Consider the following 19,179-nt stretch of genomic DNA (forward strand, 5'->3'; position numbering starts at 1 on the left):
CAAATAAAGGGGTTTGATACTAATGAAGGCAAACAAATTGGTGTTTGAGCATGTTGTTGATGTAAGTCCTCGTAGTGGTGTCATTAAATTAAATAATAAACGGATGGTGCTTACTGCGACCGAGTCATTCGGTTTTTTACGTAAAGATTTAGTCCAAACGTTAGGAATGGAGCGAGCGAAAACGATTTTTATTCGCTATGGTATTTCGAGTGGCTACAATGCTGCAAAAGCGGTGATGAATGAATTTCCATGGCGCACGAAAGAACAATTAATTTTAGCTGGTCCAGCATTACATACGTTAGCAGGAACGGTCATGGTTGAAGCAGAACAAATGGATTTACAAGAAAATTCTTTATATATGCGCGGCAGTTGGCATTACTCATATGAATATGAGGAGCATGTAAAGCATATCGGGTTTAATGAGGAGCCTGTTTGTTGGGAGCTACTTGGATATGTAAAAGGCTATTTACGAGCAGTATATGGTAAAGATATCGTTGTATACGAGGAATGTTGTCGAGGAAAAAAGGATGCACATTGTATATTTGTAGCTTGTTCTCCACATTTAGCACCGCGTGAGCATTTAAATGAGCTGTCGTATTTTGACACAGATTGTTTAGTATCACGCTTTGATGATATGTATCAACAAATGGAGGAGCAGCATACAATTGTTGAGCGAGCGGATGAGCTACAAGAAAAGCTCATGCAAGTATTATTGAAGGAGCAAGGGTTAGAGGCGATGCTCCAATTAATTTGTGACGAGCTTGAAGTTAGTGCCATCGCGGAGCGCAGCATGATTCGGCGTCCGTTTGAGCAAGTATTTTATGAAGCATCGCATAAAGCGTTATATGAGCAATATGCGCGCGGGGAAGCGGTTGATGCTCATATGGAAACATTACATATAAAGAGCAATCAATTGGCGTATGCGAAGCTCGTTTTATTAAGTGATGCGCCCATTGTACCGTACAAAAAGAAAATTGTGCAACGTAGTTTAACGACGTTTATATGGTATTTTAATATGACATTACGCAATTTAAAGCATCATTGGCAGCAGCAAGCGGAGGCATTTGAATTGCTTCTTCAACAGCAAAAGATCGAGCAGTTTGATAATTCGTTATTTACGGTCAACTTTCATGAACCTTTTCGCGTTGTCGTATTAAAAAGTAATGCAACCGATTTATATGAGCAATATTTATGTTTAGAAAAGCATGTCAATGATGTGTTTATGTTAAACGGCGATATCGTTTTACTTGTGCAAGAGCCTACGCATCAAAAAGGAAAACTTGCGCAAGCATGCGTAAAAGATTTTATGAAAGCGTTCCCAAAAAGTAAAGGCTATTTTGGTGTTGGACGTGTCGTCACGAACATAGAAAACATTCAAACGAGCTATGAAGAGGCGATGAAGTTAAGCAATTTTTTAGTGCACTGTTCAAATAAGCGCGTACAAGTTGTGACATATGAAAAGTTGCAACATGTGCTATTGTTTTTAAAAACGACAGACCCTTCACAGCTCGTTTCGTATTATGAAGAAATAATTGGCGCATTGATTGCGTATGATGTAAAGCAAGATACGCAACTGTTGCAAACGTTACAAGCGTATTTTGAGAACAATGGCAATTTAAACAAAACAGCACACCAGCTAAATTTATCATTACCAGGTCTGCGCTATCGTATGGATAAAATCGAATCGCTCATTCATGTCGATGTAAAAAGTGGAGACGGTCGTTTTCAATGTCAGCTCGCTTTACAGTTTTATTATGCGGTGCAAGCAATTAGCGAATAAAATAGTAGAGACAATAGGAAATAGAAAAGCGTTATTAGGGAAATGTATTTTTCTAATAACGCTTTTTTAGTTTGGGATCTATTTAAGATTGATTATTTCTCTTTTGTGTAGTTTATTTCTACCTTACGTTATATATAGTATTTTCGAGAAAGACTATACGAAATATAAATTAACAGAAAATTCTGCAATGTATATAGTGAGAATAACCAAACAATAGCACGTTGCTTTTTGTATGGGAACGATTGTAAAGGGGGAGGCTTATTCAATGGTAATGCAAAAAGAGCAGCAAGCACCAACAACGAAACCATTAACAGGTCAAGAGTATTTAGATAGTTTAAAAGATGATCGTGAAATTTGGCTCGACGGTGAAAAAGTAAAAGATGTTGCCAATCATCCTGCATTTCGAAATTCAGCACGATCGATTGCGCGTTTATACGATGCATTGCACGACCCGAAATACAAAGATGTATTAACAACGGAAACAGATACAGGAAGCGGAGGCTATACGTTTAAATATTTTAAGGCGTCAAAGTCTGCGCAAGATTTAATTGAATCACGAGATGCGATTGCAGAGTGGACGAAATTAACATACGGACAAATGGGACGAACGCCAGATTATAAAGCGTCGTTTTTAGCGACACTCGGTGGGAATCCAGAGTATTATGCACCATTTTCTGACAATGCAAAGTTTTGGTATAAAGAAGCGCAGGAGAAAAACTGGTTTTTCAATCATGCGATCGTAAATCCACCAGTAGATCGCAATAAAGAGGTGCATGAAGTAGGCGATGTGTTTATTCGTGTAGAAAAAGAAACGGATCAAGGCTTAATTGTGAGCGGTTCGAAAATGGTCGCAACAGGGTCAGCGCTAACAAATTATAACTTTGTTGGTACATATGGATTGCCGATTAAACAAAAAGAATTTGCGGTCGTTTTCATCGCACCGATGGATACACCCGGTGTTAAATTAATTAGTCGCGCATCGTTTGAACTTAAATCAGCTGTTATGGGAACACCGTTTGATTACCCGTTAAGCAGTCGCTTCGACGAAAATGACGCGGTGCTCGTATTTGATAAAGCACTCATTCCTTGGGAAAACATTCTCATTTATGAGGACATGAAAAAAACGACGTCATTCTTTGTGGAAAGTGGCTTTATTAACCGTTTCACCTTCCAAGGGGTTACGCGCTTAGCGGTAAAGCTCGACTTTATTATTGGCGTATTAATGAAAGCGCTTAAAACAGCGGGGACGGATGAGTTTCGCGGCGTGCAAGCACAACTTGGGGAAATTATTGCATGGCGTCACATGTTTTGGTCATTGAGCGATTCGATGGCACTCAATCCGACGAAGCTCGAAAATGGTACGGTCATTCCAAATATTAACGGTGGCTTAGCATATCGTATTTTTTTACAAGAAGGTTGGCCAAAAATTAAAGGAATCATTCAGCAAATCGTTGCAGGAAACTTAATTGTGCAGCCGTCTAGTGCGCGCGACTTTTTAAATCCTGAATTCCGTCCGACGCTCGATCAGCTGTATCGCGGCTCAAATGGCATTGATGCCGAAAGTAAAATTAAAGTGATTAAATTGTTATGGGATGCGATCGGTACGGACTTCGGTGGGCGCAGCGAACTATATGAGCGCAACTATGCAGGAAACCAAGATGACATTCGTTTACAAACATTGTATAACGCGCAAGGCACAGGAAAAGCAGATGAGTTTATGGCATTCGCCGAGCAATGTATGGACGATTACGATTTACATGGCTGGAAAGGCGATACGTGGATTAATCCAACTGATATTAACTTTTACGAAAATCGATAAATAGGGGGACTTTTTTATGACAAATGAAGTAAACATTGCACATGAAGTCGCGCAGTTAGCACACGTAGAGTTATACACACCGAAATTACAAGAATCTGTCGCATTTTTTACCGATTTATTAGGAATGCAAGTTTCTGCTACAATGGGTGATTCGGTTTATTTACGTGCATATGAAGATTTTTATCACCATACGTTAAAGTTAACGGCAGGTCCAGAAGCAGGGTTAGGACATGTCGCGTGGCGTGCAAGCTCTCCTGAAGCGTTAGAGCGTCGAGCAATTGAGCTAGAAGCAAGCGGTCGCGGTATCGGGTGGATTGATGGCGATTTAGGGCATGGTCGCGCATATCAATTTACGACGCCAGACGGTCATTTAAATGAAATTTTATGGGATGTGGATTATTATGAAGCATCTGAAAAAGATCGCACGTTATTAAAGAGCCGTCCACAAAAGCGTCCAACACAAGGTGTACCAGTACGTCGCTTAGACCACGTTAACTTAATGTGCCAAGACGTAACACCGAATAAACAATTTATGGCTGATACGCTAGGCTTTAAATTACGTGAGCACGTTGTTGTAGGGCCGAATGAAGAAATTGAAATCGGTGCATGGATGAGCGTAAGTCCACTTGTGCATGAAGTGGCATTTATGCGTGACAACACAGGCAATGAAGGGCGATTCCACCACATTGCGTTTTGGTACGGTTATCCGCAACATTTAATGGATATTGCAGATTTATTTGTTGAAAATAACATTACGATTGAAGCGGGTCCAGGGAAGCATGGCGTATCACAGGCGTACTTTATGTATGTGTTAGAACCAGGCGGTAACCGAGTAGAGCTATTTGGCGATTCAGGTTACTTAATTTTTGATCCAGAATGGAAGCCGATTAAATGGACGGAGCCAGAATTAAAAGAAGCGATTATTTGGTATGGCTCACCGTTACCAGATACGTACTTCATTTACGGTACGCCAGAGCGCGAGCCGGTGTTAGCAGAACAATCGCAAACTACAAAAGAGCCAGTGAAATAATAGTTTAGTAAAAGAGGTGCTGCATAACGTAACGCCTCTTTTACGCTCTGTATAAGAAAGGATGATTTAGATGGAAGATCGTTTATTTCGTGATGCGATGGGGAAATTTGCGACAGGTGTTACAGTGATTACAACTAAGCTGCATGACGAAACGCATGGCATGACAGCGAATGCGTTTATGTCGGTCTCGTTGAATCCAAAGCTCATTGTCATATCGATTGATGAGCGCGCATCTATGCTAGCGAAAATTCAACAAAGCGGTACGTTCGCTGTTAATATTTTAGCGGAGGATCAACAATATTTATCACAGCACTTTGCAGGAAAACGTGAAGAAGGAATAGATGTACCATTTACAACATTGGAAGGATATCCAGTGTTAAAAGATGTCGTTGCTCAAATTGTATGTGATGTGAAGGCGTCGTACGTTGAAGGGGATCATACGTTATTTATCGGACATGTACAAGCGATTCATGTAGAAGGGCGTCCACCTTTATTATTTTATAGTGGGAAATACGAATCGTTGCAGCCATCGCAAACGAGCGTTTAGGAGGATGAACAGATGACGGTAACAACATTTGCACAAGCGTTACAGCAGGCGTATGAGACGAAGCGAGCGATTGCCCCATTAACCGCAACGAACCCAAATTTGAGCGTGGACGAGGCGTATGCGATTCAGCTAGAGCAAATTCATGCTCGCGTCGCACAAGGTGACAAAATTGTTGGGAAAAAAATTGGGTTGACGAGCAAGGTAATGCAAAACATGTTTAACGTTACAGAACCTGATTATGGACATATTTTACAATCGATGGTGAAGGCGGACGGTGAAGAGCTATCGTTAAAGCCGCTGCTTCAGCCGAAAATTGAATTTGAAATTGCGTTCGTGTTAAAAGAGGACGTGCAAGGACCTGGCGTTACAGCAGAGCAAATTATACGTGCAACGAAGTATGTCGTGCCAGCATTTGAAGTTATTGATAGCCGCATTGAAAATTGGCAAATTCGATTTGAAGATACAGTAGCAGATAATGGATCATCTTCTTATGCGATTATTGGTGGTATGCCAACGAAACTTCAAGATGTCGATTTATCAACAGTCGGTATGAATATTAGTCGCAATGGGCAATACATTGATCATGCGACAGGTGCAGCAGTAATGGGAAATCCAATTGCGGCAGTTGTTTGGCTAGCGAATGCACTCGGTCAATATAACATTGCGCTAAAAGCAGGAGAATTTATATTATCAGGCGCATTAACAGCAGCACTTCCGATTCAAGCGGGTGAAACGTATCGCGCAGATTTTGCTCATTTAGGTTCTATTCAAGTGACATTTAAGGAGGAGTAGCGTACATGAAAAAGCTAAAGGCAGCGATTTTAGGGTCCGGCAACATTGGGACGGATTTAATGTATAAGCTAGAGCGTAGTAGCTATGTAGAAATGTCCGTTATGGTTGGCATTGATCCACAATCAGAAGGTCTTCTTCGAGCAAAGGAGCGTGGCTATCAGGCGCTTCATACAGGAATTGACGGTCTTGTTGCAGTGCCGGAAGCGTTTGATATCGTATTTGATGCGACGACAGCCTATGCACATATTGAACATGCGCGTAAAATCGAGGCGCTAAACAAACGAATGATTGATTTAACGCCAGCAGCAATTGGTCCGTTCGTTGTGCCAGCAGCGAATTTGACGCAACATTTACAACAGACGAATGTCAACATGGTGACGTGCGGTGGACAAGCGACGATTCCAATTGTATATGCAATTAATGAAGTAGTGCCGCTCGATTATGCGGAAATTGTTGCAACGGTATCGAGTGCTTCGGCAGGACCAGGCACACGCGCAAACATCGACGAATTTACACGTACAACCGCGCTTGCGATTGAGCAAGTCGGCGGGGCGAAAAAAGGAAAAGCGATTATTATTTTAAATCCAGCAGAACCGCCGATTATGATGCGTGACACGATTCATGTACTGACAAGTGAGGAAGGGCACGATGTGGAAATTGTTGAAGCTATACATAACATCGTAAAAGTAGTACAGCAATACGTACCAGGTTATCGTTTAAAAGGAATGCCGATTGTGGAAGGGAAAAAAGTGACGATTACATTAGAAGTCGAAGGAGCAGGTGACTTCTTTCCATCATACTCAGGCAATTTAGATATTATGACTGCGGCGGCAGCAAAAGTGGCGGATGAACTTGCGAAAATGGCTGTCACAGCACAATAAGGAGGCAAAGGAATGACAAGATCAATTCAATTGCTAGATGTAACATTACGCGATGGCAGTCATACGATGCGTCATGCATATACAGAACAGCAAGTACGAGACGTTGCGCGCGGTCTTGGGCAGGCAAATGTACCGTACTTTGAAGTATCACATGGAGACGGATTAGGCGGCTCGTCATTACAATATGGATTTTCCGCTACAGACGAATTACAGCTAATTGCCGCAGCGAAAGAGGAAGCGCCAAACAGCAAAATTGCAGCGCTCATTTTGCCAGGCATTGGAACGAAGGATGATTTGAAGGCGGCTGTTGATGCAGGCATCCAAATGGCGCGTGTTGCAACGCATATAACTGAAGCGGACGTATCAAAGCAACATATTCAGCTTAGTCGAGAACTAGGGTTAGAGACGGTCGGCTTTTTAATGATGGCGCATATGGCTCCAACGACGAAGCTCATTGAAGAAGCAAAAAAAATGGAAAGCTACGGTGCTGAAATTATTTATGTGACGGACTCTGCTGGTGCGTTGTTGCCGCATGAAGTGAGTGAAAAAGTACGTGCATTACGTGACCATGTTGGGACGAAAATTGGTTTTCATGCGCACAACAATTTAGCGTTATCGATGGCCAACACGTTAGCAGCAGTAGAAGCAGGTGCGACGTTCGTCGATGGAAGCTTACGTAGTTTAGGTGCGGGAAGTGGCAACACACAAACGGAAGTGATGGCGGCAGTATTCGAGCGCATGCAGATCGAAACAGGCATTCATTTAGATCCATTAATAGATGTTGCAAATGATGTGGTGGCGAAGTTTATGCCACGCTCGCAAGAAATTGATGGTGCTAGTTTAATTCTTGGATATGCAGGTGTCTATTCAAGTTTCCTACTATTTGCGCAAGAAGCAGCGAAGCAATACGGAGTAAATGAACGTGAAATTTTAATGGAAATAGGCAACATGCAAGCGGTTGGTGGGCAGGAAGATTTAATTTTTGAAGTGGCGCAACGTCTTGCACAAGGCGTCGCACGATAAGGAGGAGTTATACATGGTACTAGCAACGAATGTAAAAGAAGAAATTACGAATATTTTATTTGAAGCGGAAAAGGAACGTCGTGAAATTAAAAAGTTCGTCGACGATTATCCAGAGCTGACAATCGATGTGGCATATGACATTCAAGAAGCGTTAATTGCAAAAAAGATGGCAGCAGAGCAAACGCGTATTTCAGGTTGGAAACTTGGGCTAACGAGCAAGGCGAAGCAGCAAATGATGGGTGTGCATGAGCCATCATACGGCGTATTGCTTGAAAATATGGCGTTAACACCGAGCGAGCCGATTTCAATGAAGCCGTTTATTCATGCGAAAATCGAGCCAGAAATTGCGTTTGTGTTAAAGGAAGATTTAACAGGGCCAGTTGTGACTGTAGCGGATGTGATTGCGGCGACAGATTACGTGACAGCAGCGATGGAAATTATCGATAGCCGTTATTTGAATTTTAATTTCACATTGCCTGATGTCATTGCGGACAATTCATCATCGTCACGTTACGTATTAAGCACAGAGCGTCATGTAATAGAAGAAATTGATTTAGAGCTAATGGGCTGTGTATTCAAAAAAGATGATGACGTGCTTGCGACGACAACTGCAGCTTCTGTCATGGGCAATCCAGCGCGTGCAGTAGCGTGGATGGCTAATAAATTGCTCGCTCGCGGTCAAAAAGTACAAGCAGGTGACGTCGTATTAAGCGGTGCGCTAACAGGTGCAGAAACAATTGTAGCAGGCAGTACGTATAGTGTATCTTTTGATGGGTTAACAGGCTTTACCGTATCGTTTATAGAGGAAAAGGAGTGAACAAAGAATGCCATTTATTCACGTAACATTAATTGAAGGGCGAACGCCAGAGAAAAAAGAACAGCTCATTGCTGCATTAACACAAACGGTACACGAAGTCATTGATGCGCCGATCGAGAGCGTGCGTGTTTGTTTGCAAGAAGTACCAGCCGCTCATTGGGGAATTGCAGGACAATCTGTTAAAAAGCGAAAAGCGAATCAAAAATAAAAGGGGGAACTACATATGCCGACTGCAACATCTGTAAAAGAAGTTAAATTATTCATTAATGGAGAGTACGTTGAATCGTCACGCAATGAAACGTTTGAAGTGAAAAATCCGGCGACACAAGAAACGATTGCGCGTGTACATGAGGCGACGTTTGAAGATGTAGATCGTGCAGCACGAGCAGCACGTGAAGCATTTGAGCATGGTCCATGGCGCACGATGCCGTTATCTGAGCGCTGCAATAAAATCCGTCGCATGGCAGACATTATTTTAGAACGTAAAGAAGAGCTTGCCCGTTTAGAGGCGTTAGATGTTGGAAAACCGTATACAGCTGCATTACATCATGAAATTCCACGAGCTGCACATAACTTAAAGTTTTTCGCAGATTTCATGGAAAAGCAAGGTGGCGAAACGTATCCGATGGACGACAATTACATCAATTATACGCGCTATGAGCCAGTTGGTGTCGCTTCACTCATTACACCATGGAACTTGCCGTTTATGTTAACGACATGGAAGCTCGGTCCATGCTTAGCAACAGGGAATACGGCGATCATTAAACCTGCTGAGACAACACCATTGACGGTTTCTTTACTTGGAGAAATTGCGAAAGAAGCTGGCATTCCAGACGGTGTGGTAAATGTCATTCATGGCTTCGGCGGTGGTTCAGCAGGAGAGTATATGACGACGCACCCAGAAGTGGATTTAATTTCATTTACAGGAGAAACGTCAACGGGCAAAGCGATTTTAAAAAATGGAGCGGACACATTAAAAAAAGTGTCGTTTGAGCTCGGTGGTAAGGCAGCGAATATTATTTTTGATGATGCCGATTTAGACAAGGCGGTGCCAGAATCGATTAGGGCTGCATTTATGAACTCAGGGCAAGTATGTTTAGCAGGCTCACGTATTTTAGTACAGCGTGGTATTTTTGATGAGTTTTTAACTCGCTTTAAAGAAGCAGCGGCACAATTGGTCGTAGGCGATCCACAACAGGAAGAAACGAATATGGGTCCGCTCGTATCGCAGGAGCATTATGAAAAAGTAGCAAGTTACTTTGAAATTGCTACAATTGAAAACTCACAGCTCGTTCATGGTGGCAAACGTCCAGAGCTGCCAGCACATTTACGTACAGGCTATTATTTAGAACCGACGATTTATGTACAGGAAAATCCGTTAGCGCGCATTGCACAAGAGGAAATTTTCGGTCCGGTTGTTACGATTATTCCGTTTGATACAGATGAAGAAGCATTGCAAATTGCTAATAGTACAGACTATGGCTTAAATAGCATTATTTGGACTGAAAGTTTAAAACGAGCGCACAACATTGCACATAATGTACGAGCAGGCACAGTATGGGTGAATTGTTGGTTCGTGCGTGATTTACGCGCTCCGTTTGGCGGCTTTAAAAAATCGGGTGTCGGTCGTGAAGGCGGTCATCATAGTTTAGAGTTCTTTACCGAAGCGAAAAATATTTGTATCGCACTGAAATAATGACAGGGTATTCTGAACTAAATATTTGATCGTTTCGACGCATGGCGACGTCGGTCACATATGGGCGACGATAAAAAGCAAAAAACCGTTAGCGGAAAAGTGAATCTTTCCGCTAACGGTTTATTTTGTTTCAGAGCCGTTATTATTTAACGTAACTGAAAATGTGCATTGACCCAGCGCTGTGCTTCTTGCCAGTCTGCCACGCGAATGACGTTGCTTGGTACGTGCAGTCGATTGTATGGTGTATCAAACAAAATGACCGGAATATCGAGCTCCTCGGCAAGCATAACGGCATTGTCGTGCTTATCCTCAAAAAAAGCTTCGACTTGACGCTCTTTTGCGACAGCGAGCTTATCGTGCTTGCCGATGCAAATGATTTCGTGAAATGGCACGCCATGCTGCTTGAACCATTCGAATGTAAGCTCAGCGACGTTTTCACCACGAGCAGAAATGTAATGCAATGCTGCTTGTGGTGCCCATGATGTTAAAACGTCCTTTGCGCCAGCTGCAAGCTCCGACGCGCGGTACATGTCCGGCTCGTACTGCTTAAACCACGCATTGAACGCTTCTTTATCGACGTCAAACGCGCACGTAAAGTCGTATTCCGTAATATCGTCGAGCGTTAAGTTGACGTTGTATTGTTTATTAATGTGCGGAATTAATGTTGATGGGCATGTTACAGTGCCGTCAATATCAATGCCAAAGCGCGTTTTATGCATTCGCTTCAGCTGCGCGTTTTTCAGCCATTTCAGCTGCTAGTTTATCGATTTCTTTTTTCAGCTCTTCTACCATTGTTTCTTCAGGCACTTTGCGAACTGTTTTACCTTTCATAAATAACAGCCCTTCACCGCGAGCGCCCGCAATACCGATGTCTGCCTCACGCGCTTCTCCAGGACCGTTTACTGCACAGCCAAGTACCGCAACTTTAAGTGGAACGCTTAATTTTGAAATGTATTCTTCTACTTCGTTTGCGATTGAAATTAAGTCAATCTCGATACGACCGCACGTTGGACAAGAAATAAGCGTTGCCATGTTTGATGCTAAGCCGAATGATTTTAGTAGCTCACGTGCAACTTTAATTTCTTCAACAGGGTCCGCTGATAACGAAATGCGCAGCGTATTACCGATGCCTTTTGAAAGAATCGCCCCAAGACCTGCTGCTGATTTTACCGTACCAGCAAACAGCGTACCTGATTCTGTAATGCCTAAATGAAGCGGATAGTCAAATGCTTTTGATGCTTTTTCGTACGCTTCAATTGCTAAGTTAACGTCAGATGCTTTCATTGACACGATAATGTCGTGGAAGTCTAAGTCCTCTAAAATTTTAATGTGGTGCAGTGCTGATTCGACCATACCGTCAGCTGTCGGGTAGCCGTATTTTTCTAAAATGTGGCGCTCTAATGATCCAGCGTTAACGCCGATACGAATTGGAATGCCTTTTGCTTTTGCGGCGTTTACAACCGCTTCTACTTTTTCACGACGCCCGATGTTACCTGGGTTAATGCGCACTTTGTCGATGCCGTTTTCAATCGCCTTTAACGCTAATTTATAGTCGAAGTGAATATCCGCAACAAGAGGGATATTAATTTGCTTTTTAATGTCTGCAATCGCATTTGCAGCACGCTCATCTGGTACAGCAACACGTACGACTTGGCAGCCAGCTTCCTCTAAACGTTTAATTTCTGCTACTGTTGCTTCCACATCATGTGTTTTTGTTGTACACATACTTTGGATAATAACCTCATTATTGCCGCCAATTGTTAAGTTCCCAACACGAACAGGGCGTGTTTTTGTACGGTGAACGATTTCACTCATTATAAAATTCTCTCCTTTTCAGGCTTGCATGTTTTGTATGTAGCCCATCACTAAAATTATTTTAGCAGTGTGTGCAAATGTGAGCAAGGAACTTTCATTCAATTGCTCGGTTAAATGATATGCCATTGCCTATTTTCTCATGTTTAGACGTTGAAAGCGAAGAAAAAGATTCCTTATTTTGCAGTATTACGACGCGCAGGTGGGAAATGCATTGCCGCTCGCAAGCTATAACCGAGCGTGATGATAAAGGCGCCGATGTAAACGATGCTGCTGGCGTCTTGTATAAACGGTGCGATCGAATAGGCTATGTAATGAATCGTCATTGCCAAAGCAGTCGTGCGCCAAATTTGGCGATATTGAATGCGAAATGGGAACGGACGCATGATGAACATCGTCACGGCAGATAATAGCGAAATGTGACTCATAATGAGCAGCGTGTTTGAAACGAATAAAAATAAAGCGGCAAACGGATATACAATCCACTGCATGCCCGAAGCAGTCATCATATCTTTAATTGACTGTAACGCATTATTTTCAGTAAATCCGAATGCGAAATGGGCAAATGATGCAGCGGTAATGATGGCAATCCAACTAAAAATGTAGCGCATAACAACGCCGATTGATAATAGGCGATGACGCGCTAATGTTTTTGGTGATATTAAACTTTCTTGTAATAATCGCATGAGAAAATCTCCTTTAAACGTCATTTATGTTCATCATACCATATGCGTATAAAACGCTGGCACTGTAGATGTCACGCGGGCTTTGTAAAGATTTTATGACATTGGTAAGGAATAACTTTACAATTACTTTCACTTCGGCTATGTTCGAAAAAGAACAAAAGTGAACTGGAGATGGGGTAAATGGAGATCGATTGGCAACAGTTACTGTTCCAGTTTCTCGGTGGGCTAGGACTTTTTTTATTTTCCATTCAATATATGGGCGAAGGTTTTCAAAAAATGGCGGGGACGCGGCTGCGTGATTGGCTCGATCGCTATACATCGACACCAATTCGAGGCGTACTTGTCGGCATGCTCATTACGATGCTCATACAGTCAAGCTCAGGAACGACCGTTTTAACAGTAGGACTTGTCAGTGCAAGACTCATGACACTGCGTCAAGCAATTCCGGTCATTATGGGGGCAAATATCGGTACGACGATTACCGCATTTATTATAGGCTTTCAGTTTGAGGAATATAGCTATCCATTTTTAGCGCTCGGTGCGTTTTTATTATTTTTCTTTAAAAAGCGAAAGTTCGACAATATCGGGCGTATTTTATTTGGCTTCGGTGGTTTATTTGCAGGCTTGCAGCTCATGAGCAGTAGCTTAATGCCGCTGCGCAATGCAGAGGCGTTTAACGACATTATGCTATCGATGGCACAACAGCCGCTACTTGGTGTCATTGCAGGTATGGCGTTAACGCTCATTATGCAAAGCTCGTCGGCAACGATTGCTATTTTGCAGAGCATGTACGCGAGCGGGCTTGTCGAGTTGTATGCGGCAGTGCCGATTGTGTTCGGTGACAATATCGGCACGACGATTACAGCTATTTTAGCATCGCTTGGAGCAACGGTGTACGCAAAACGAGCGGCACTTGTTCATTTGTTATTTAACGTATTTGGTACGGTAATGTTTTTGCTTATTTTACCGTTATTTTTACAGTATATAACGTCAATTAGTGCGCTATTGTCGCTCGGGCCGGAAATGCAAATTGCGGTTGCGCACGGCACATTTAACATCGTTAACACAATCATTCAGTTGCCATTTATCGGCGTACTTCTCTGGACTGTAAAGAAACTCTTGCCTGCGAGTAAAGATGCCATTCCTGAGGAGTCATTAGAGCTAGATGATACATTCATTACACAAGCACCATCGATTGCAATCGGTCAAGCGAAGGAGGAAGTGTTGCGCATGGGAAGTTACACGCAGCGAGGCTTAGAGGAAACGCGCGCCTTCTTCTTTACGAACGATGAGCGACATGAAATTGCAGTGCGTCAATATGAGGAGGCAATTAATCGCGTTGACGAGCAGACGACCGCGTACTTAATGCGCATTTCAAAGCATACGTTAACGGATGTCGATATTCGTCGCTACCACGTCGTACTCGATCAAATGAAAGATTTTGAGCGCATTGCTGGTCATTTTAAAAGCTTGCTGGAACTCATTCATTATAAGGAGCAGGTGAACATCGTGCTGCCGGAAGAGGCGATGAATGATATTAAGACGATGTTTACGTTAACGATTGAAAACATTCAAATGGCAATTGAAATCGTCAATACGAACGACCGTCAACTAGCGGAAAAATTATTTAAGCAAGAACGTAAAATTGACGAATGGGAAAACCGCATTCGTCATCGCTATATTGGCGGACAAAATCATGATGCGATTACGCGTACAGGCAGTGTGCTTTTAACGGATATCGCGAGCCACTTAGAGCGCATTAGTGACCGTACTGCGAGCATTGCAAACGCGATGCTTGATTTATGAAACCTTTTTTGTACTGTATACGTAAAGTAAGGAACGATCTGTATGGACGGACAAACGCATATTGTGTAAGCAGTTCGTCAACACAGTGAATAAATTATTACAGGTGAAAGAAGGAATCGTTATGGCATCATCAGTTGTCGTTTGGTCGATTATTATCGCGCTATTTGTCATCGCGTTTATCGGGCTCATTTATCCGATTATTCCATCCGTGCTGTTTATTGTCGCAGGCTTCATCGTTTACGGCTTTGCGTATTCGTTTAGCGACTTGCCGTGGTGGTTTTGGGTCGGGCAGGCGCTGTTCGTCATTTTATTGTTTAGTGCCGATGCGCTCTCAAACTATGTCGGTGTGAAAAAATTTGGTGGAAGCAAGGCGGCGATTTGGGGAAGTACGATCGGCTTATTAATTGGTCCGTTCGTCATTCCAGTTGCCGGCATTTTAATCGGACCGTTCGTCGGAGCGGTTGCAGCAGAGCTTATCGTTAATCGCACCGATGTTGAACAATCAATCAAAGTCGGTGTCGGCTCACTCGTCGGCTTTTTAACGTCCGTTGTCACAAAAGGCGTTATTCAAGCTGTGATGATTGTTGCGTTTATCCTCGTCATTTAACGGCGAGGATTTTTTTTGGAAACATGTTTTAAGTTGCAATATATCGGGAAGTAATAAAAGTGCAGTCATATCAGGCATTCGGGCAAAAGACTGAAATGAAAAAAAGTAAGGTTTTTTCGTTGAATGGTGTGACTATTTTTGTTAATCTAGTTATGCAAACACATCTAATCCACTAGGAGGAATATTATTATGGCATTTGAAGTAAAACCATTATCATACGCTTATGACGCGTTAGAGCCACATATCGACGCATTAACTATGGAGATTCACCACTCTAAACACCACGCTACATACGTAACAAACTTAAACGCAGCAGTAGAAGGCACTGAATTCGCTGACAAAGATATTAACGAATTAATCGCTAACTTAGACGCGTTACCAGCTGACAAGCAAACTGCAGTACGTAACAACGGTGGCGGTCATGCTAACCACACATTATTCTGGGAAGTAATCGCTCCAGGCGGTTCTAACACACCAGTAGGTAACGTAGCAGCAGCAATCGATGCAAAATTCGGTTCATTCGATGCATTCAAAGAAGAGTTCGCTAAAGCAGCGACAACTCGTTTCGGTTCTGGTTGGGCTTGGTTAATCGTTGATGGTGACGGCGTTGCTGTAACATCTACACCAAACCAAGACTCTCCAGTAATGGAAGGCAAAACACCAGTATTAGGTTTAGACGTTTGGGAGCACGCTTACTACTTAAAATGTCAAAACCGTCGCCCAGAGTACATCGGTAACTTCTGGAACGTAGTAAACTGGGATGTTGTTGAAGAAAAATTCAACGCAGCTAAATAATTACGTAATTGAAAAGGGATGGGCTTCAAGTCATAATGACTTGAAGCCCATCCCTTTTTCGTTTAGCGTTTCGTATGGAAGCCGCCCTTTTGTTGTGATGCTGCTTCTACATTTGCAGCAACCTCGTCTTCGCTCGTTGCGTGCGTCTGTAACATTTGTTGAACGTCGTTGCGTTTTTCCTCACATGCGATACAAAGCGCGCCTGTTGAGATCGTCGTGCCACATTCTTTACATGGGTAGTTGCTTTGTGTAGAATTGCTTAAAATGATGCGACCTTCCTGTAAAAATTGATAAATGACATCTAAGTCAACGCCTGTTTCTTTACTTACTGTAATGAGCTCAATCGTTTTGTTGCGCTTTAAAAACAGACGGATTTTTTGAAAATCTTCCTCTTCCTTTTGCACACATGCTGGGCAAATGTCTTTTACCTTTTTATGAAATAAGGCACGACATCGTTCGCAGTTTTGAATCGTCATTTTATATGCCTCCATTAAACTTAATATGTAGTGCACGACTATATATACATGCTAAGTCGTCCGTTGCATGTATTTGTACGTGAAATGTCCTTTTAGTGTACACCATTTTTATGCGTTATGTCCTCGTTTTCCTGTAATTTCGACACACTTTTTAACACGACGGAACTCGCAGTCGAAAAATACGTTCATAATACGTGACAAGCATTTTTTTCTGTGGCATACAGTGTTATACTAGCATGTAGATTGTTTTTTGGAGGTGGGGGGTTTGCGCAAGCAGCAACCGACAAAACGAACCGGCAGTGGGAAACCGAAGTCGGCTCGTTCGAATTTAACATTTCGCATGAATGTATTATTTTTCTCCATCTTTATTTTATTTTCAGCACTCATATTCCGTTTAGGGTATTTGCAAATTGTAAAAGGGGAAGACTACGTACGTGCGTTAGAGCAAACAGAGGAAATTTCAGTGAATACAAGCGTGGCACGTGGGCGTATTTACGATAGTATGGGGCGCATTTTAGTTGATAATCAGCCAGAAAATGCGATTACGTATACGAAAATGCCGTCGACGAAGCGTGACGAAATGCTTGAAATTGCATCAAAGCTAGCGGTGCTAATCGATATGCCAACCGATAAAGTAACGTTGCGCGACAAGCAAGATTTCTGGATTGCTCAAAACAGAGAAGAAGCGTATGGACGCGTATCAAAGAAAGAGCAAGATGCGATTCGTAAGGACAATCCAAAAATGGAAGAGTCCGAATTTAACGCAGCGGTTGATCAACTCGTACGCGATCGCATTACCGATGCCGATTTATTAACACTTGAAGGAGATCAGCTTGAAATATTAGCGATTTTCCGTGAAATGTTAACAGGCTATGCGTTATCGCCACAAATTGTAAAAGGCGAAAATGTATCCGATGAAGAGTTTGCCCGCGTATCTGAGCGCTTAACGGAGCTGCCAGGTGTTAATACGACGACTGACTGGCGACGTGTCAAGCTATCATCACTAGCGATTTTAGGGCGCACAACAGTACCGAGCAAAGGAATTCCAAAATCAAAGCTGTACTATTACTTAGCGCGTGATTATTCACGTAATGACCGCGTCGGTGAGTCGTACGTAGAAGCGCAGTATGAGGATTTATTGCAAGGACAAAAGGCAGTTGTGAAAAACGTCACGAATAAAGCGGGGCAAGTAGTCGACATGGTGACGACGTTTGAAGGCGAGCCAGGAAAAGAGCTTGTGTTAACGATTGACTCAGAGCTAAATGCAGCAGCTGATGAAATTTTAGAAAAGCACTTATTACGCTTAAAGTCATACAGTTATTCACATTTATTAGATCGTGCCTTTTTAGTGATGATGAATCCAAATACTGGTGAAGTGCTATCGATGGTCGGTAAAAAAATCGAGCGCGATGAAGAGACAGGGCGCAACTACATTGTAGACTATTCATACGGGGCGTTTACGACAGCGTATGAAGTTGGTTCGACGATGAAAGGTGCGACGATTTTATCTGGTTATACAGACGGCGTTATTTCACCGAACAAAGTGCTTGTCGATGAGCCGATTTATTTAGCCGGCACGAAAGTAAAACGTTCACTATTCAACCAAAGTGGACGTTATGCAATTAATGACATTACGGCGTTAGAGCGTTCATCTAACGTATACATGTTTAAAATTGCGATGCTCATGGCAGGCCGCAGCTATTACCGCGGAATGGGCTTCGCAGTTGATCCAGCTGTATTCCAAAAAATGCGTAATTATTATGCGCAATTTGGTTTAGGTGTACCGACAGGCATCGACTTACCGAACGAGACGTCAGGTGTACAAGGACCGACGCATCAAAGTGGTAAAGTGCTCGACTTAGCGATTGGACAGTTCGATACGTATACGCCGATGCAAATGGTGCAATACATTTCAACGATTGCCAATGGTGGTAAGCGTGTACAGCCACATGTTGTAAAGGAAATTCGTGAGCCATCGCCAGACGGAGAAACGTTAGGACCGCTCGTAAGTGAAGTCGAAACGAAAGTGTTAAACTACATCGACAACACGCCCGCGGAAATTGCACAAGTAAAAGAAGGAATGCGTCGTGTATATCGAGGTACAAACGGTTCAGCACGTAAAATTTTCGCTGATGCACCGTATGAGGCAGCTGGGAAAACAGGAACAGCTGAAGTTGTATATTACGATTCGAAGCGTGAATATTGGGGAAGCGGCGCGATCTCAATTGCGCACGTTGGATTCTCACCGATTGATAACCCAGAGGTCGCATTTGCGGTTATGATTCCTTGGGTAACGACGGTGTACAATCCAGCGATGACGAATGCGAGTGAAATCGGTCGTGAAGTGCTCGATAAATATTACGAAATTAAAGCGCGTAACGTAGCGACAGATATGGCGAATGAAAAAGGCCAGCCGAAAATTTTGCCAGCATACTCAGATGATCTTATTCAAGAAACAGAAGAAGAGCAAACGGTACGCTAATGCGATGACGAAGCTGTGTTAATTGTCGATTTCGACTTTTAACACAGCTTTTTTGTTTTTCATGTATGACGTCGAGTAGACAATGCAATAAAACGAAGTTGCTCACGGTTCATTAGTGCGACAGTCGCAG

Annotated in this window: 18 protein-coding genes; 14 read left to right on the forward strand and 4 right to left on the reverse strand. The window is 42.7% G+C overall.

Features of this window, described 5'->3' with window-relative positions; all coding sequences use genetic code 11:
* Positions 1–22: 22 nt before the first annotated feature.
* The 10 genes from A6K76_RS09585 (at position 23) to A6K76_RS09630 (ending at position 10,385) form a co-directional block, all read left to right on the forward strand.
* The gene (locus A6K76_RS09585) at positions 23–1,780 is read left to right on the forward strand and encodes a XylR N-terminal domain-containing protein (protein ID WP_066464495.1); all 1,758 of its coding nucleotides are present in this window, start codon (positions 23–25) and stop codon (positions 1,778–1,780) included.
* Positions 1,781–2,045: 265 nt separating this feature from the next.
* The gene (locus tag A6K76_RS09590; RefSeq protein ID WP_139108680.1) at positions 2,046–3,599 is read left to right on the forward strand and encodes a 4-hydroxyphenylacetate 3-hydroxylase N-terminal domain-containing protein; all 1,554 of its coding nucleotides are present in this window, start codon (positions 2,046–2,048) and stop codon (positions 3,597–3,599) included.
* A gap of 16 nt (positions 3,600–3,615) precedes the next feature.
* Entirely contained in the window at positions 3,616–4,629 is a 1,014-nt protein-coding gene (locus tag A6K76_RS09595) for a catechol 2,3-dioxygenase (RefSeq protein WP_066464496.1), read from the forward strand.
* Positions 4,630–4,699: 70 nt separating this feature from the next.
* Complete coding sequence (locus A6K76_RS09600; protein ID WP_066464498.1) at positions 4,700–5,176, forward strand: flavin reductase family protein; 477 nt, start codon at positions 4,700–4,702, stop codon at positions 5,174–5,176.
* A 12-nt stretch (positions 5,177–5,188) separates the two neighbouring features.
* On the forward strand, positions 5,189–5,968 hold the full coding sequence (locus A6K76_RS09605; RefSeq protein WP_066464500.1) for a 2-keto-4-pentenoate hydratase: 780 nt from the start codon (positions 5,189–5,191) through the stop codon (positions 5,966–5,968).
* A gap of 5 nt (positions 5,969–5,973) precedes the next feature.
* Entirely contained in the window at positions 5,974–6,849 is an 876-nt protein-coding gene (locus A6K76_RS09610) for an acetaldehyde dehydrogenase (acetylating) (RefSeq protein WP_066464502.1), read from the forward strand.
* Positions 6,850–6,861: 12 nt separating this feature from the next.
* On the forward strand, positions 6,862–7,872 hold the full coding sequence (gene dmpG, locus A6K76_RS09615; RefSeq protein ID WP_066464503.1) for a 4-hydroxy-2-oxovalerate aldolase: 1,011 nt from the start codon (positions 6,862–6,864) through the stop codon (positions 7,870–7,872).
* Positions 7,873–7,885: 13 nt separating this feature from the next.
* A complete protein-coding gene (locus A6K76_RS09620) occupies positions 7,886–8,689 on the forward strand; it encodes a 2-keto-4-pentenoate hydratase (RefSeq protein WP_066464504.1) in 804 nt (267 codons plus the stop codon).
* Between the two features lie 7 nt (positions 8,690–8,696).
* Positions 8,697–8,897, forward strand: a complete 201-nt coding sequence (locus A6K76_RS09625; protein WP_066464505.1) for a 4-oxalocrotonate tautomerase — start codon at positions 8,697–8,699, stop codon at positions 8,895–8,897.
* Positions 8,898–8,912: 15 nt separating this feature from the next.
* Entirely contained in the window at positions 8,913–10,385 is a 1,473-nt protein-coding gene (locus A6K76_RS09630) for an aldehyde dehydrogenase (RefSeq protein WP_066464508.1), read from the forward strand.
* A 146-nt stretch (positions 10,386–10,531) separates the two neighbouring features.
* Here A6K76_RS09630 and A6K76_RS09635 read toward each other — a convergent pair whose 3' ends face one another.
* The 3 genes from A6K76_RS09635 to A6K76_RS09645 all read right to left on the reverse strand — a co-directional run bounded on the left by A6K76_RS09635 (position 10,532) and on the right by A6K76_RS09645 (position 12,883).
* Complete coding sequence (locus tag A6K76_RS09635; RefSeq protein WP_066464512.1) at positions 10,532–11,104, reverse strand: hypothetical protein; 573 nt, start codon at positions 11,102–11,104, stop codon at positions 10,532–10,534.
* On the reverse strand, positions 11,097–12,200 hold the full coding sequence (gene ispG / locus A6K76_RS09640; protein WP_066464515.1) for a flavodoxin-dependent (E)-4-hydroxy-3-methylbut-2-enyl-diphosphate synthase: 1,104 nt from the start codon (positions 12,198–12,200) through the stop codon (positions 11,097–11,099). The genes A6K76_RS09635 and ispG overlap by 8 nt, the downstream gene beginning before the upstream one ends.
* Positions 12,201–12,373: 173 nt before the next feature.
* Positions 12,374–12,883, reverse strand: a complete 510-nt coding sequence (locus A6K76_RS09645) for a DUF1189 family protein (RefSeq protein WP_066464516.1) — start codon at positions 12,881–12,883, stop codon at positions 12,374–12,376.
* Positions 12,884–13,063: 180 nt separating this feature from the next.
* On the opposite strand from A6K76_RS09645, the gene A6K76_RS09650 reads away from it, so the two are divergent.
* The 3 genes from A6K76_RS09650 to A6K76_RS09660 all read left to right on the forward strand — a co-directional run bounded on the left by A6K76_RS09650 (position 13,064) and on the right by A6K76_RS09660 (position 16,091).
* Positions 13,064–14,689, forward strand: a complete 1,626-nt coding sequence (locus tag A6K76_RS09650) for a Na/Pi cotransporter family protein (protein WP_066464518.1) — start codon at positions 13,064–13,066, stop codon at positions 14,687–14,689.
* A 121-nt stretch (positions 14,690–14,810) separates the two neighbouring features.
* Complete coding sequence (locus tag A6K76_RS09655; RefSeq protein WP_066464520.1) at positions 14,811–15,296, forward strand: DUF456 domain-containing protein; 486 nt, start codon at positions 14,811–14,813, stop codon at positions 15,294–15,296.
* 189 nt (positions 15,297–15,485) lie between these two features.
* Positions 15,486–16,091 (forward strand): superoxide dismutase, encoded by a 606-nt coding sequence (locus tag A6K76_RS09660; RefSeq protein ID WP_066464523.1) that lies wholly within the window; start codon positions 15,486–15,488, stop codon positions 16,089–16,091.
* 62 nt (positions 16,092–16,153) lie between these two features.
* Here A6K76_RS09660 and A6K76_RS09665 read toward each other — a convergent pair whose 3' ends face one another.
* On the reverse strand, positions 16,154–16,567 hold the full coding sequence (locus tag A6K76_RS09665; protein ID WP_066464525.1) for a hypothetical protein: 414 nt from the start codon (positions 16,565–16,567) through the stop codon (positions 16,154–16,156).
* Positions 16,568–16,832: 265 nt separating this feature from the next.
* Here A6K76_RS09665 and A6K76_RS09670 point away from each other — a divergent pair, with 265 nt between their 5' ends.
* Entirely contained in the window at positions 16,833–19,049 is a 2,217-nt protein-coding gene (locus A6K76_RS09670) for a penicillin-binding transpeptidase domain-containing protein (protein WP_066464527.1), read from the forward strand.
* The last annotated feature ends 130 nt before the right edge of the window (positions 19,050–19,179 follow it).

The sequence above is a fragment of the Caryophanon latum genome, from assembly GCF_001700325.1.
Lineage (GTDB): Bacteria > Bacillota > Bacilli > Bacillales_A > Planococcaceae > Caryophanon > Caryophanon latum.